Here is a 12888-nt window from a genome sequence, read left to right on the forward strand (position 1 = left end):
GGGCCCCCAGATGAAACCGATGACGCCCGCCTGGCTGCTGTTCACCGCCCTCGCCTGCACTGGCCCTGCCCTTGCCGGGCAAAGCCTGGAGCAGATCCGCTACGCGCTGTACAAGGACCCGCAAGCCGATGTGAGCGCCGATTTGCGCGTGCTCGCCGAGCGCGGTGACCTGGCGTCCAAGCAGTTGCTGGGCGATGTGCTGGCCAGCAGCGACAGCGCCAACCGCCAGGAGGCGATCCGCCTGTACCAGGAAGCGTTTGCCGAGGGTCGCGGCCTGGTGCCGGCGCTGGCCTCGCTGGCCCGCCTGCTTGACCGCAGCCCCGGCCTGCGCCAGCAGCAGCGTGCCTGGGTGGCCCAGGCGCTGACCCGCTACCCGGCCACCCTGGACCCGCGCAACACCAATGCCACGCTGGAAGTGTTCCTGACCTACCCTGACCTGGTGCCCACCGCCGAGGCCGCGCAGCTGCTGGCGCTGTACGAGCAGTCCTGCCTGCTCGACTGCCACCCCGAGCTGTACCGTGCGGTGGTCGCCGAGCGCCAGGGCGACCGCGCCGCTGCCGAGCACTGGTACCAGCAGGCGGTACGCGTCGACCCGCGTGGCGTCGACCGCTACTACGCCTTCCTCGGCGAGCGCCAGGACACCGCGTTCCCCGCCTTCGCCCGCACCCTGGAGCCCCGGATGGCGCAGTTGCCGGTGGAGATCGTGCACCGTATCGGCTCGTTGCTCGACACCATCAGCACCGTGCAGCGTGCCGACCAGCAGGCCGAGCAGGATGAACAGCTGGGCAACGCCATGGGTGCCCCAAGGCCCGCGCCCACCCCCGAACAGCAGGCCCGTGCAAAGGCCCTGGCCGATGAATGGGCGGCCGCCATGGCCGAGGTCCAGCGCTGGTTCGACAACGCCGCGCAGCGCGGTTTCGTGCCGGCGCTGGTGTCCAAGGCCAACTTCATGATCTCCAACCCCACCGAGCACAACGCCGACCAGGTACAGGCGCTGATTGCCCAGGTGCAGGCCAAGGACCCGACCCGGGCCAAGGCGCTCAATGCCTCGCTGTACATGGTCACCAACTGGCTGACCCTGGACCCGCAAAAGGCCCAGGTGCTGATCGACGAACTGATCGCCAGCAACTTTCGCGACGCGCACCTGCTGCTGGCCGACCTGTACAGCAAGGGCGGCCTCGACCAGCCCGACCAGGAGCGTGCCCTGGCGATCTATCAGGAACAGGCCGAGCGCGGCGCCACTGCCGCCTGGTACCGCATGGCCACCATCTACGCGAGCGGCCGCGCCATCTGCCACGACCCGGTCAAGGCCTACACCTACGCGCGCCTTGCCCTGGACCTGGGCGAGCGCCGCGCCCGCGGGCTGCTCAAGCGCCTGGACAAAACCCTGAAAACGGCTGACATCGAGCGCGCCATGGCGGCACGCAATGACCTGCTCAAGGAGACCACCCTGTGAAAGCGCATCCGTCCCTGTTTGGCGCCCTGCTCATGCTCGCGCCGCTGTACACCGCGTTCGCCGCCGAAGAAATCACCGGCCCCGAGGCCGACAGCAGCGAGCCGGTGCGGGTAGACGCCGACGCCAGCACGCCGGTGATCACCTCCGAATTCTTCAACAAGCTCACCGTGCAGACCGGCTACGGCCCCGAAGACTCCCAGGTGGGGCGCAGCCGCGAGAGCTTCTACAGCCTGCGCTACGAACCCTCGTTCGCCTGGTACTCGCCGGAAAAACGTTGGGCCAAGTGGATGGTCTACGGTCGCCTGTGGCTCAACTACGACTCCAGCCAGACGGCCAACAGCCAGAACGAAAGCACCAACGCCTTCGACCGCGAGCAGCCCGAAGGCTGGTACGCCGAGCTGCGCGAGCTGTACGTCAAGCGCAACCTGCTGGGCGACGACCCACGCTTCTCGCTGTCGGCCGGACGCCAGCGCTTTGCCGACGACTACGGCATCTGGTGGGACGACAGCATCGAATCGCTGCGTTTCGACTACAAGGACACCTTCGCCAAGGGCTTCTTCGCCGTGGCGCAGAAGTTCTACAACTACAACAGCGACGTCAACCGCCTGGCCGACAGCGAAGAACGCACCACCTACCTGATGGGCGAGTACGCCTACCGCTGGAGCGAGAACAACTGGGCCGGCACGCGCGTGATGTACGAAGACGACCACAGCGGGCACGACCCGCGTGACCGCTACGACTTCACCGGCATGCGCTACGGGCTGTTCTTCAAGGCCGACAACCTGCAGGTCAGCCCGCTGTTCAGCGACTACCACCTGGAACTGGCCGCACTCGACGGTAAGGTCGACAACACCGACGGCAACGGCCTGACCACCACCGGCCACAACGCCAGCGGCTGGGCGGCGCTGGGCGAGATCGGCAAACGCTTCGACGACCTGCCCTGGACCCCGCGCCTGGCCTTGCGCGGCGGGCTGACCGACAAGCCGAGCAACGAGAACGACGGCTTTCGTCTCAACACCATCCAGTCCGACCGCATCACCCGCCAGGGCTCCTACAGCACCCGCCTGGCCAGCTCGTTCGTCAGCCTCGACCTGCGCAACCTGAGCTACTACGGCTTTGCCGTGGAAACCCGGCCCACGCCGCGCAGCGCCCTGGATTTTCGCCTCACCGAACTCAAGCTGCGCGATGCCAGTGGCACCCTGCCGATCCGCGTCGACGGCGACCAGCGCAGCGCGCGCAACCAGGCCATCGCCCAGGGCAGCAACGGCAACGGCAAGCACGTGGGGCAGATGCTCGACCTCAACTACTACTGGAAGATGTTTCCGGTCGCCCTCGACGGCAAGCACCTGGACGTCAACACCCTGGTCAGCGCCAGCTACCTCAATGCCGGCAACGCGCTGGATACCGGTGACGACTACCAGCTGACGGTCGGCGTCGTGATCAGTTACTAAGGGCGGGCCCCGCGATGATTTTCGCCTCAAACGTGTTCCTGTTCCTCTACCTGCCGCTGTTCCTGGCGGTGTACTTCCTGGCGCGTGCGCCGTGGCGCTCCACGGTGATCGTCGCCGCCAGCTACATCTTCTATGCCTGGTGGCGCCCGGACTTCCTGCTGCTGTTCGTCGGCATCACCTACTGGAACTACTGGTTCGGCCTGCGCATCAAGGCGCGTCTGGACGCCGACGACAAGCGCTGGGCGTTCCGCCTGCTGTGGATCGGCATCATCGGCAACCTGTCGACCCTGGGCTATTTCAAGTACGCCAACTTCGGCGCCGAGGTGCTGGGCGCACTGCTGGCGCCGCTGGGCATCAACACCTTCACCCTGGAGACGATCTTCCTGCCGCTGGGCATCTCGTTCTACGTGTTCCATGCCCTGAGCTATATCGTCGACATCTACCGCAAGGACGCCACGCCCACCAACAACTTCATCGACTTCGCCGCATTCGTCGCGCTGTTCCCGCACCTGGTGGCCGGCCCGATCCTGCGCTACAGCCAACTGGCCCCGCAGCTGCGCCAGCGTACCCACTCGCTGGAGATGTTCTCGCTGGGGGTATGCCGGTTCATGCTCGGTTTCATCATGAAGGTGCTGATCGCCGACCAGCTGGCGCCGATCAACGTGCTGTTCATCAGCGAGGGCAGCCTGCAGCTGAGCGATGCCTGGTTCGGCCTGGTGGTGTCGACCCTGCAGCTGTACTTCGACTTCGCCGGCTACAGCCACATGGCCCTGGGCCTGGCGTTGATGATGGGCTTTCGCTTCCCGGAGAACTTCAACCAGCCCTACGTCTCGCAGAGCATCACCGAGTTCTGGAGCCGCTGGCACATGACCCTGGCGCACTTTCTGCGCGACTACGTGTACATGCCGCTGGTGCGCAAGCGCATCGCCGGGGCCATGCCGGCGCTGGTGTACACCATGCTGCTGTCGGGGCTGTGGCACGGCGCAAGCTTCGCCTTCATCTGCTGGGGGCTGTTCTTCGGCCTGGGCATGGTGATCGAGCGCAAGTTCAACCTGGCCACCAAGGTCACCACGCCCTACCGCCTGGGGCGCAACCTGCGCACCGGGTTGCTGATCATCCTGAGCATGCCGCTGTTCTTCACCAACGACCTGCGCCACAGCCTGGACATCTACCAGGCGCTGTTCGGCTTCAACGGCCTGGGCTCGCTGGAGCTCTACGTGCTGGGCGCCTCGAAGATGGCCATGTCGTTCGTGGCGGTGGCGCTGTGCTGGCTGATCCTGGCCGGCAGCAACAACGTGCGCTACTACGCCGGCAACAAGCAGCACTTCTTCATGGCCCATGTCGGCGGGCTCAAGGCCGTGCTGCTGTGGGCCGGCTTCGCGCTGGCGCTGAGCAGCCTGGCTGCGCACTCGTTCTCCCCCTTCCTCTACTTCCAGTTCTAGGAGACTGTCATGTACCCGGTGATGAACTCGGCAAGCAAGGTCAACGGCATTCTGTTCTGCCTGGTGCTGGCGGGGATGTTCGTCTACTCCCTGCCACCGGTTTTCAGTTTCGCGAAAAACCAGAGTGACGCCTGGAACCTGTTCGTCGACGGCAAGCTGCTGCGCAAGTTCGAGCAGGCCTACGACAAGCGCTTCTTCCTGCGCGAGCCCTCGGTGCAGCTGTGGGCCGACGCGCAGTACCTGCTGTTCAGGGAGGGCACCAAGGGCGTGGTACTGGGCAAGGACGGCTGGCTCTATACCTCCCAGGAATACCGTGTGCCCAATGACCTGGAGGCCAACCTGCAAGGCCAGCTGGCACAGATCGACGCCGTGCAGGCGCAACTGGCGCAGCACGGCAAGCGCCTGGTGCTGCTGCCGTTGCCGATGAAGCTGGACATCTATGCCGCGCATGCAGAGCACCCGTTCGATCCGCGGGCCATCAGCCTGTACGACCGCTTCGTGGCGCAGCTGCAGGCACGCAACGTCACCGTGACGCCGCTGCGCTCGGCGTTTCTGGACAACCTCGGCGGCCCGCCGCTGTTTCTCAAGTCCGACACCCACTGGAGCCCCGATGGCGCACGCCTGGCCGCCTTCGAACTGGCGCGCCAGCACCCGGAGCTGCTGGGCCAGGAGCGCTATGTGTCGCACCAGGTCGCGCAAAAGACCGTCAAGGGCGACCTGATGAACTACATCCAGTTCGACCAGAGCCGGCTGATGCCGGACTTTGGCGCCAACCAGATCGCCGTGTACGAAACCCTGAAGGCCGAACAGAGCAGCGATGAGCTGTTCGCCGACCAGGCCCAAAGCCTGCTGCTGGTAGGTACCAGCTACAGCAAGATCGACGACTGGAACTTCGTCGGTTTTCTCAAGGAAGCCCTCAACCGTGACCTGCTGAGCATTGCCGTGGAGGCCCGCGGGCCGTTCGAGGCAATGAACCAGTTTCTGGCCAGCGATGAGCTGGGCAACCCTGACATCGACACCGTGGTCTGGGAATTCCCGCTGCGCACCCTGCTGGCCCATCGGGTCAGCGGCCAGCGTCAGATGAACCAGACCCAACACTTCTAAGGAGATACACCATGACCCGTTCGCCACGCCAACTGCTCGCCGCCACCGCCCTGCTGCTGGTCAGCACCGCCAGCCTCGCCAACGACGGCAATGCCGACCTCTACGACGCCGTGGCCCCGGCCGACTCGGCCTTCGTGCGCGTGCTCAACCTGAGCGATCGCAGCATCGACGTGACCCTGAGCGGCAAGGTCAACCCACAGAAGGTCGCCCCCGGCCAGCTCAGCGGCTACCGCTTCACCCCTGCCGGCAGCCACAAGATCGCGGTCGACAAACAGGCCATCGAGCCGCAGCTCAAGGCCAACGCCGCCAGCACCGTGGTGTATGACGGCAAGGGCTTGACCCTGATCGCCGACAAATACGTCAACGAACCGAAAAAGGCCCAGATCGCCTTCTACAACCTGACCCCCGCGCAGGCCGCCCTCAAGACCTCCGACGGCAAGACCTCGGTCATCGACCCGCTGGGCAAGGACCAGACCGGCAGCCGCCTGGTCAACGAAATCAAGATCGGCTTCGCCGCCTATGTCGATCAGCGCAACGTCGCCCAGTTCGACGACCTGTTCCTCAAGAAAGGCCGCTCGTACAGCTACGTGCTGCTGCCCGCCGCCAATGGCTACAAGAGCATCAGCGTGGCCAACAGCATCGACCCCACGCTGTAACCGCAGGCTGGCCTTGAACACAGGATGATGAACCGCGCATGAAGATCCTTACCTCCCTCGGCCTGATGGCCGTACTCGCTGCCGCCAGCCAGGCCGGCCAGGCCGCCGAGGCGCCCAGCACCGGCTGCACCAGCCTTGAGTGCATGGTCTGCCCGGCCCTGAGCGATCCGCAGAAATACGCCGAAGGGCGGATGAAACTGATGCGCGAGATCGTCCCGGGCAAGGACCGCTGGCTGTTCCGTTCGGCCGTCGACCTGACCAACGACTTCGGCATCCCCGCGCCCATGCGCCCGGAGTTCGCGCGCCTGATGGCCGCGTTCCGCCAGCAGGGTATCCACGTGGCCATGGCCGTGCAGCCCACCCGTGGGCTGATGCACCGCGACAAGCTCTACCCCGGGCAGTTGCACGGGTTCGACTTCGAGCGCGCCAGCAACAACCTGGCCAGCTACCTGCAGCAGCTGCGCAGCGGCGGCGCGGTGGTGCCCGACCTGATGCAACTGGTGCGCACCCCGCCGGCGGGCGAGTACTTCTTTCGCCGCGACCACCACTGGACCCCCAGCGGTGCCGAGGCCACCGCACGCCTGGTGGCCGATGAGGTGCGCCGCCAGCCGTTCTATGCCGACCTGACCAAGAAGCACTACCGCACCGAGCCCGGCGTGATGGTACCCAAGGACGGCACCATGAACCTGGCGATGAGCAGCATCTGCGGCAACAACTACGGCTTCCAGTACGTGCGCGGCTACCAGACCATCCCGGTGGCCGACGATGCCGACGCACTGTTCGACGAAGCCCCCGACCCGCAGGTGATCCTGGTGGGCGACAGTAACGCCGCAGCCCGTGAGGACGAGAGCAAGCAGTTCAACTTCGACGGCTACCTCAAGCAGTACCTGGATGTCGACATCCTCAACTACGCCCTGCCCGGCGTTGGCCAGGACGGCTCGCTGCTCGAATACCTGCTGTCCGAGAACTACAAGCCCGACGCACCGCCCAGACTGATCATCTGGGAGCTGCCGGCCAACTACCAGCTCGAGTCCGACCAGATGTACCGCCAGCTGATTCCGGCGGTCAAGGGCGGTTGCAGCACCTCCACACCGGTGCTGGGCAACCGCCTGCAGCGCCCTGCGCTGCGCGTCAACGACCGCATCGAACTGCTGAGCAACGCCGGCGAAAGCCGCAAGGCACTGGGCAGCGGCCAGGGCTTTCTGGACATCCGCATCAGCGACAAGAACGTCAAGGACTTCTACGTGATCGTGTATTACGACAACGGTGCCCGCGACAAGGTGTGGTTTCGCCGCGAGGCGGCCGTCAGCGGTGGCCAGTACTACCTGGAGCTGAGCAAGGCCAAGGAGTTCGCCGGGGCCAACCTGCTCTCGGTGTTCCTCGAACCGACCAAGCCGAGCCAGGCCGCCACCCAGGTGGAAACCCGTCTATGCCTCTGAAGCCCTGGCTGGTCGCCACCCTGGGCCTGTGCGCCGGGTTGCAGCTGGGCAGCAGCCTGGCCGCGCAATCGATCTGGCCGGCGCGGGCCACCGCCCAGTCGGCGATGATCGCCGACTACCGCACCCTGCAGTGCAGCAAACAGCCGCCGCCACCGTACACCGCCAGCCTGCGCATGCAGAGCAAGTACGACCAGCGCGATGCCAGCAAGTCGACCCTGCGCAGCCGCCCCGATGCCGACACCGAGGCGGCGAGCAAGCAGGTCAAGCAGTTCATCGCCGGGCTGATCTTCGCCAGCAAGCGTTTCCAGCGCGCCAAGACCCCGCAACAGGCCAACATGGCCCTGGCCTGCCAGGACCAGTGGCTGGAGCACTGGGCGCAGGCCGGTGCCCTGCTCAACCCGGATGCCAGCAGCACCGGCATGGCGGCGCGCAAGTGGGCGGTGGCGGCCATGGCCTCGACGCTGCTGCTGACCCAGGCCGCCAGCAACGGCAAGGTGCAGCTGTCGCCGGCCCAGACGCGCTGGTTCGAACAGCTCGGCGAACTGATCATCCGCGAGTACCAGCCACGCCAGGCCGCCAGCTTCACCTGGTTCAACAACCACGACTACTGGGCCGCCTGGGCCGTGGCCGCCAGCGGCATGCTGGTGCAGCGCGACGACTTCATCCGCTGGGCCGACGGCAATCTGCGTCGCGGCCTGCAGCAGGCGGTGCGCAGCGGGGACGGCAGCTATGCCTACCTGCCGCTGGAAGTGGCGCGGGCCCGGCTTGCCGCCACCTACAGCCAGTACGCGCTGGTGCCGCTGGTGCTGCTGGCCGAGTCGGCGCGGGCCAATGGCCTGCCCTGGAGCGAACACGACCAGCAGACCCTGGAGCTGCTGGGCAACTTCGCCGCACGCACGGTGCTCGACCCCGGCCCGCTGCCCGAACTGATGGGCCAGGCCCAGACCGAGGTAGCCCCCTACAAGCTGGCCTGGCTGATCCCGTTCCTGTACCGCGCGCCCAACAACCGCCTGGCCCGCCAGCTGTACGAAAGCGAGGACGGCAACGTCGACAACTACAGTCAGATCGGCGGCCCGCTCAAGCCCTTCTACCCCCCTTTGCCGTAACCCAAGGACGAATCGCCATGGCCCAGCCTGCCCGCATTTTCCGCTTTACCCGACTGGCCGGCCTGCTGCTGGCCGGCCTCGCCGGCGTGGCCCACGCCGCCCCCCAGGGCCTGCCGATGCAGCAGGCACTGCGCGTGGTCAGCCCCAACGACTACCAGGCGCAGGTGCAACAGGTGCAGGCCAGCACCCGCGAAGCAGTGAGCTTCACCCTGCAGGAACGCCCGCGCCCCGGCGGGCGTGCCACTGTCAGCCTGCAACCGATGTTCTCGGCCCAGGGCGGCAGCTGGCCGTTCGAGCCGTTCGTCAACAACGGCCTGTTCCGCGCCGTGGCCGGCTACCAGGCGCACCACCCGCAGGCGGTGCTGATCCAGGGTGGCAGCATCACCCTGGCGCAATTGGCCGACACCCTGAACAACCCGCAGGTACTCAAGCGCTACAAGGACGGCTACCTGCTCAGCTACCCGCTGATGATCGCCGCCGATGGCGGGCTGGTGCTGGAGGGCACCAGCCTGTACCTCTACAGCTATTCGGGCACGGCCCTGATCAACCAGGGCTGGCTGGGCCTGAACCAGTCGCGCCTGGAAAGCGTGGCCGGCGACAAGGCCGGCAACACCGAGCGCGCCTGGCGTCCGTTCGTGGTGGCCTGGGCCGGCAGCCATACCCAGCTGATCGGCGCCACCCTCAACCGCCTGGGCTACAACGCCAACCTGTCGCGGGGCCTGACCACTGCCCTGAGCAGCCAGCAATCGCCGGCCACCCGGCCGGCCAGCGTGCTGATACGCGACAGCCAGTTCAGCGAGCTGTCGGCGGTGGAGCTGCAGCACAGCCGTGGGGTGATCGAGGGAAGCCGCTTCGAAAGTGCCCAGCAGTATGGCGTGGACGTGCGCGACAGCCAGATGCGCATGGCGCACAACCAGATTCGCGGGGTCGACAACAACAGCGGCATCCGCCTGCGCGGGCAGACCCGCGCCTGGCTCGACGACAACCTGATCCTGGGCACGCACAAGGCCGCCATCGAGGTCAGCGACCAGCAAGGCGCCCTGCTGCTGAGCGGCAACCGCATCGGCGCCAGCCGCGGCAACGGCGTGCTGCTGCGCAACCTCAAGGGCGAGATGCCGGTGCTGATCGAAGGCAACTTCATCGGCAACAGCCAGGGCAGCGCGGTGGACGCCAGCGACGTGGCTGGCGCGGTCATGCTGGAAAACCACATCGGCAACACCCCCGAGTACGCCATCAGCCTGCGCAACACCCAGCCGCTGGCCGGGCCGCTGATTCTGGGCGGCAACACCCTGGGCCGGGTGGGCAAGGCGGTGGTTCGGGTGGAAGGCATGGACCAGGTGCTGCTGGGCAGCAACCGTTTCGAGGGCAAGCCATTGCTGCAGAACCTGCTGATCGGCGACCTGCTGCCGGTGCAGGGCCCGTTGCTCGACGCCACCGTGCGCCAGGGCTGCGTGGTGCAGGTACGCCGGGTGGCCGCCGGTACCCCGCAGCCGGGGCTGACCTGCGTGCAGAGTGCTAGCCGATAACCCGCTGCATGCGCACGAAGCATTCGTCCTCACCCTGCGCGACGAAGCCGTGGCGCAGGTACAGGGCCTGGGCCGGATTGCTCTTGAACACGGTCAGGCGCAGCAGCGGCAGATGGCGCCTGCCGGCCCATTCGGCCAGTTGCTCCAGCACCCAGCCGCCGATGCCCTTGCCGCGGGCGGCCTCGACCAGGTGCAGTTCGCGGATGTACAGCGCACGGCTGTCCTGGCTGAGGCTGCAGAAGCCCAGGGGCTGTCCGGCGTCGACAATCAGCCATTGCTCGCGCCAGCCCCAGGCCTGGTCGAAGGCTTCTTCCAGCCAGAGCAGATCGAATTCGCGGTAGTACGCCAGCATGGCGCGGCGCGTGAGGTCGCGGGCGAAGGTTCGGTGCAGGTCGGTGGCGGGGGTCAGGGTTGGGGTCATTTGGGTGCCCGTCAGGGGATTTTCGGCGCGGCCATCGCAGGTCAAGCCCGCTGCCACAGGTAAGGCGGGGGCCTTGTGGGAGCGGGCTTGACCCGCGATGGCCGTAGCACAGATTCAGAGAGTCACACTTTAGGCCCCAGCTCATCGGCATAGCAAACCAGCGAACTCCCGGGCCCCTGGCGATCCAGCTCATCCTCCAGCCACTGGGCCAGCACCCGCGCATTGTTGTGCTGTTCATCCTTGAACGCATACACCAGGGTCAGGGTGCCGCCACGGGCCTTGTCCAGCAGCCCCCACCAATGCTGCGGCCGGTCGGCCAGCTCCTGGCGATACCGCTGGCAGAACCCATCGTAGTCCACCTCACCGCGGTGAAAGGCCTGGCGCAACGCCGACGACGGCGCCACCTCCGGTAGCCAGGCACTCAGGTGCAACTGATCCTTGCGCCGGTTGCGCGGCCACATCCGATCCACCAGCACCCGCTCGCCATCCTGCGGCGCAGGCGCCTCATAGGCCCGTTTGCACTGAATCATCGGCACGTTCCTCCCACTGCCTGGGTGTAAGCGTAGCTGGGCAACCCGCGTTTTTGTTGATCGAAGTCACTATGCCATCACTCAGGGTTTTTATCCTTGATGCGCCAGGCACGACTTCCACCCTACCGGACCCGTCTAATGACAACCCCGATCAGCACCACCCTTGACTCCGCGGGTGGCCGCCCCTCCCTTGCACAACTGGCCACCCGCCCCGGCCGCGCCTCCGTCACCCTGTTCGTCTGCCTGTTGCTGGGGGGCCTGGTGTACACCGCCTGGAGCCTGTTCCGCGACATTGATGCCGCCGGTACCGTGGTCACCACCTGGACGCCCTTCCTGCTGCTGGGCCTGGCACTGCTGATTGCCCTGGGTTTCGAATTCGTCAACGGTTTCCACGACACCGCCAACGCCGTGGCCACCGTGATCTACACCAACTCGCTGCCGGCGCAGTTCGCCGTGGTGTGGTCGGGGTGCTGGAATTTCATCGGGGTGCTGCTGTCCAGCGGCGCGGTGGCCTTCGGCATCATTGCCCTGCTGCCGGTGGAGCTGATCCTGCAGGTGGGTTCGGCCACCGGCTTTGCCATGGTCTTTGCCCTGCTGCTGGCCGCGATCATCTGGAACCTGGGCACCTGGTGGCTGGGGCTGCCGGCCTCCTCCTCGCACACCCTGATCGGCTCGATCATCGGCGTGGGCGTGGCCAATGCGCTGATGAACGGGCGCGACGGCACCAGCGGCGTGGACTGGACCCAGGCCAGCAAGGTGGGCTACGCGCTGCTGTTCTCGCCCCTGGTGGGCTTTGCCTGCGCGGCGCTGCTGCTGGTGGGCCTGCGCATGCTGGTCAAGCGCCGCGAGCTGTACCAGGCGCCGGTCGGCGACGCCCCGCCGCCCTGGTGGATTCGCGGCCTGCTGATCGCCACCTGCACCGGGGTGTCGTTCGCCCACGGCTCCAACGACGGGCAGAAGGGCATGGGCCTGATCATGCTGATTCTGGTGGGTACCCTGCCGATGGCCTACGCGCTGAACCGCACCATGCCGGCCGACCAGTCGCTGCAGTTTGCCGCCGTGGCCCAGGCCACCCAGCAGCAGTTGCTCGGCCAGTCGGCGCAGCCTCATGTCGGCGACCCGCGCGCCACCCTCACCCTGTACCTGCGCGAGCGGCAACCGAGCCCCGAGCTGGTACCGGCCCTGGCGGCGCTGGCCGGCCTGATCGGCGAGGAAGTCGCAGGCTACGGCTCGCTGACCCACGTACCAGCCGAGGCCATGGCCAACGTGCGCAACGACATGTACCTGACCAGCGAAGCCATCCGCCTGATGCAAAAGCACCAGCACGGCGGGCTCGACGCGGCTGCCACCGCGCAGGTGCAGTTGTTCAAGAGCCGCATCGACGACGCCACCCGGTTCATTCCGTTGTGGGTCAAGGTGGCGGTGGCGATTGCCCTTGGGCTGGGCACGATGGTCGGCTGGCGGCGCATCGTGGTCACGGTGGGCGAAAAGATCGGCAAGACCCACCTCACCTACGCCCAGGGGGCTTCGGCGGAGCTGGTGGCGATGTGCACCATCGGTGCGGCGGACATGTACGGGCTGCCGGTGTCGACCACCCACGTACTGTCGTCCGGGGTGGCCGGCACCATGGTGGCCAACGGTTCGGGCCTGCAATTGCGCACCATCGCCAACCTGGCGATGGCCTGGGTACTGACCCTGCCCGCAGCGATCATGCTGTCGGGCGGGCTGTACTGGCTGCTGACCCGGCTGCTGTAGGC

At 66.7% G+C, this 12888-nt stretch carries 11 protein-coding genes; 9 read left to right on the top strand and 2 right to left on the bottom strand.

Annotation, left to right across the window (positions count from 1 at the left end; all coding sequences use genetic code 11):
- The first annotated feature begins 10 nt into the window (after window positions 1–10).
- The 8 genes from ACPRTJ_RS26490 to ACPRTJ_RS26525 are packed head-to-tail and all read left to right on the top strand — an operon-like array spanning window position 11 to window position 10180.
- A complete protein-coding gene (locus ACPRTJ_RS26490) occupies window positions 11–1456 on the top strand; it encodes a sel1 repeat family protein (protein WP_052504205.1) in 1446 nt (481 codons plus the stop codon).
- Window positions 1453–2907 (top strand): alginate biosynthesis protein AlgE, encoded by a 1455-nt coding sequence (locus ACPRTJ_RS26495; protein WP_043860261.1) that lies wholly within the window; start codon window positions 1453–1455, stop codon window positions 2905–2907. Before ACPRTJ_RS26490 ends, ACPRTJ_RS26495 begins: the two co-directional genes overlap by 4 nt.
- Before the next feature lie 14 nt (window positions 2908–2921).
- Window positions 2922–4349, top strand: coding sequence for an MBOAT family O-acyltransferase (locus ACPRTJ_RS26500; RefSeq protein WP_275731613.1), 1428 nt, complete (start codon window positions 2922–2924; stop codon window positions 4347–4349).
- A gap of 9 nt (window positions 4350–4358) precedes the next feature.
- Window positions 4359–5453, top strand: coding sequence for an alginate O-acetyltransferase (locus tag ACPRTJ_RS26505; RefSeq protein ID WP_043860259.1), 1095 nt, complete (start codon window positions 4359–4361; stop codon window positions 5451–5453).
- 11 nt (window positions 5454–5464) lie between these two features.
- Window positions 5465–6109 (top strand): alginate O-acetyltransferase AlgF, encoded by a 645-nt coding sequence (locus tag ACPRTJ_RS26510; protein ID WP_043860258.1) that lies wholly within the window; start codon window positions 5465–5467, stop codon window positions 6107–6109.
- 38 nt (window positions 6110–6147) lie between these two features.
- Window positions 6148–7548 carry an alginate O-acetyltransferase AlgX-related protein gene (locus tag ACPRTJ_RS26515; RefSeq protein WP_058540405.1) on the top strand — a complete coding sequence of 467 codons (1401 nt, stop codon included), beginning with the start codon at window positions 6148–6150 and terminating at the stop codon, window positions 7546–7548.
- Entirely contained in the window at window positions 7539–8654 is a 1116-nt protein-coding gene (locus tag ACPRTJ_RS26520; RefSeq protein ID WP_229590239.1) for a polysaccharide lyase, read from the top strand. Before ACPRTJ_RS26515 ends, ACPRTJ_RS26520 begins: the two co-directional genes overlap by 10 nt.
- 17 nt (window positions 8655–8671) lie before the next feature.
- Window positions 8672–10180, top strand: coding sequence for a right-handed parallel beta-helix repeat-containing protein (locus ACPRTJ_RS26525; RefSeq protein WP_255000040.1), 1509 nt, complete (start codon window positions 8672–8674; stop codon window positions 10178–10180).
- Here the strand turns inward: ACPRTJ_RS26525 and ACPRTJ_RS26530 are convergent.
- Together ACPRTJ_RS26530 and ACPRTJ_RS26535 are read right to left on the bottom strand one after the other, a co-directional pair.
- A complete protein-coding gene (locus ACPRTJ_RS26530) occupies window positions 10170–10601 on the bottom strand; it encodes a GNAT family N-acetyltransferase (protein ID WP_054916520.1) in 432 nt (143 codons plus the stop codon). The two genes, ACPRTJ_RS26525 and ACPRTJ_RS26530, sit on opposite strands and share 11 nt — an antisense overlap.
- A 122-nt stretch (window positions 10602–10723) precedes the next feature.
- Window positions 10724–11131 carry a DUF488 domain-containing protein gene (locus ACPRTJ_RS26535; protein WP_426427673.1) on the bottom strand — a complete coding sequence of 136 codons (408 nt, stop codon included), beginning with the start codon at window positions 11129–11131 and terminating at the stop codon, window positions 10724–10726.
- A 138-nt stretch (window positions 11132–11269) separates the two neighbouring features.
- Between ACPRTJ_RS26535 and ACPRTJ_RS26540 the strand changes: the two genes are divergently transcribed.
- Window positions 11270–12886, top strand: coding sequence for an inorganic phosphate transporter (locus tag ACPRTJ_RS26540; RefSeq protein ID WP_100632490.1), 1617 nt, complete (start codon window positions 11270–11272; stop codon window positions 12884–12886).
- Window positions 12887–12888: the final 2 nt, after the last annotated feature.

This window comes from Pseudomonas palmensis (assembly GCF_049942755.1).
In the GTDB taxonomy this organism is placed as follows: domain Bacteria; phylum Pseudomonadota; class Gammaproteobacteria; order Pseudomonadales; family Pseudomonadaceae; genus Aquipseudomonas; species Aquipseudomonas palmensis.

Excerpts from the sequence above, each read along its gene's own strand:
- ACPRTJ_RS26490 (WP_052504205.1), top strand. The coding sequence starts at position 11 with ATGAAACCGATGACGCCCGCCTGGCTGCTGTTCACCGCCCTCGCCTGC.
- ACPRTJ_RS26500 (WP_275731613.1), top strand. The coding sequence starts at position 2,922 with ATGATTTTCGCCTCAAACGTGTTCCTGTTCCTCTACCTGCCGCTGTTC.
- ACPRTJ_RS26505 (WP_043860259.1), top strand. The coding sequence starts at position 4,359 with ATGTACCCGGTGATGAACTCGGCAAGCAAGGTCAACGGCATTCTGTTC.
- ACPRTJ_RS26510 (WP_043860258.1), top strand. The coding sequence starts at position 5,465 with ATGACCCGTTCGCCACGCCAACTGCTCGCCGCCACCGCCCTGCTGCTG.
- ACPRTJ_RS26515 (WP_058540405.1), top strand. The coding sequence starts at position 6,148 with ATGAAGATCCTTACCTCCCTCGGCCTGATGGCCGTACTCGCTGCCGCC.
- ACPRTJ_RS26520 (WP_229590239.1), top strand. The coding sequence starts at position 7,539 with ATGCCTCTGAAGCCCTGGCTGGTCGCCACCCTGGGCCTGTGCGCCGGG.
- ACPRTJ_RS26525 (WP_255000040.1), top strand. The coding sequence starts at position 8,672 with ATGGCCCAGCCTGCCCGCATTTTCCGCTTTACCCGACTGGCCGGCCTG.
- ACPRTJ_RS26530 (WP_054916520.1), bottom strand. The coding sequence starts at position 10,601 with ATGACCCCAACCCTGACCCCCGCCACCGACCTGCACCGAACCTTCGCC.
- ACPRTJ_RS26535 (WP_426427673.1), bottom strand. The coding sequence starts at position 11,131 with ATGATTCAGTGCAAACGGGCCTATGAGGCGCCTGCGCCGCAGGATGGC.
- ACPRTJ_RS26540 (WP_100632490.1), top strand. The coding sequence starts at position 11,270 with ATGACAACCCCGATCAGCACCACCCTTGACTCCGCGGGTGGCCGCCCC.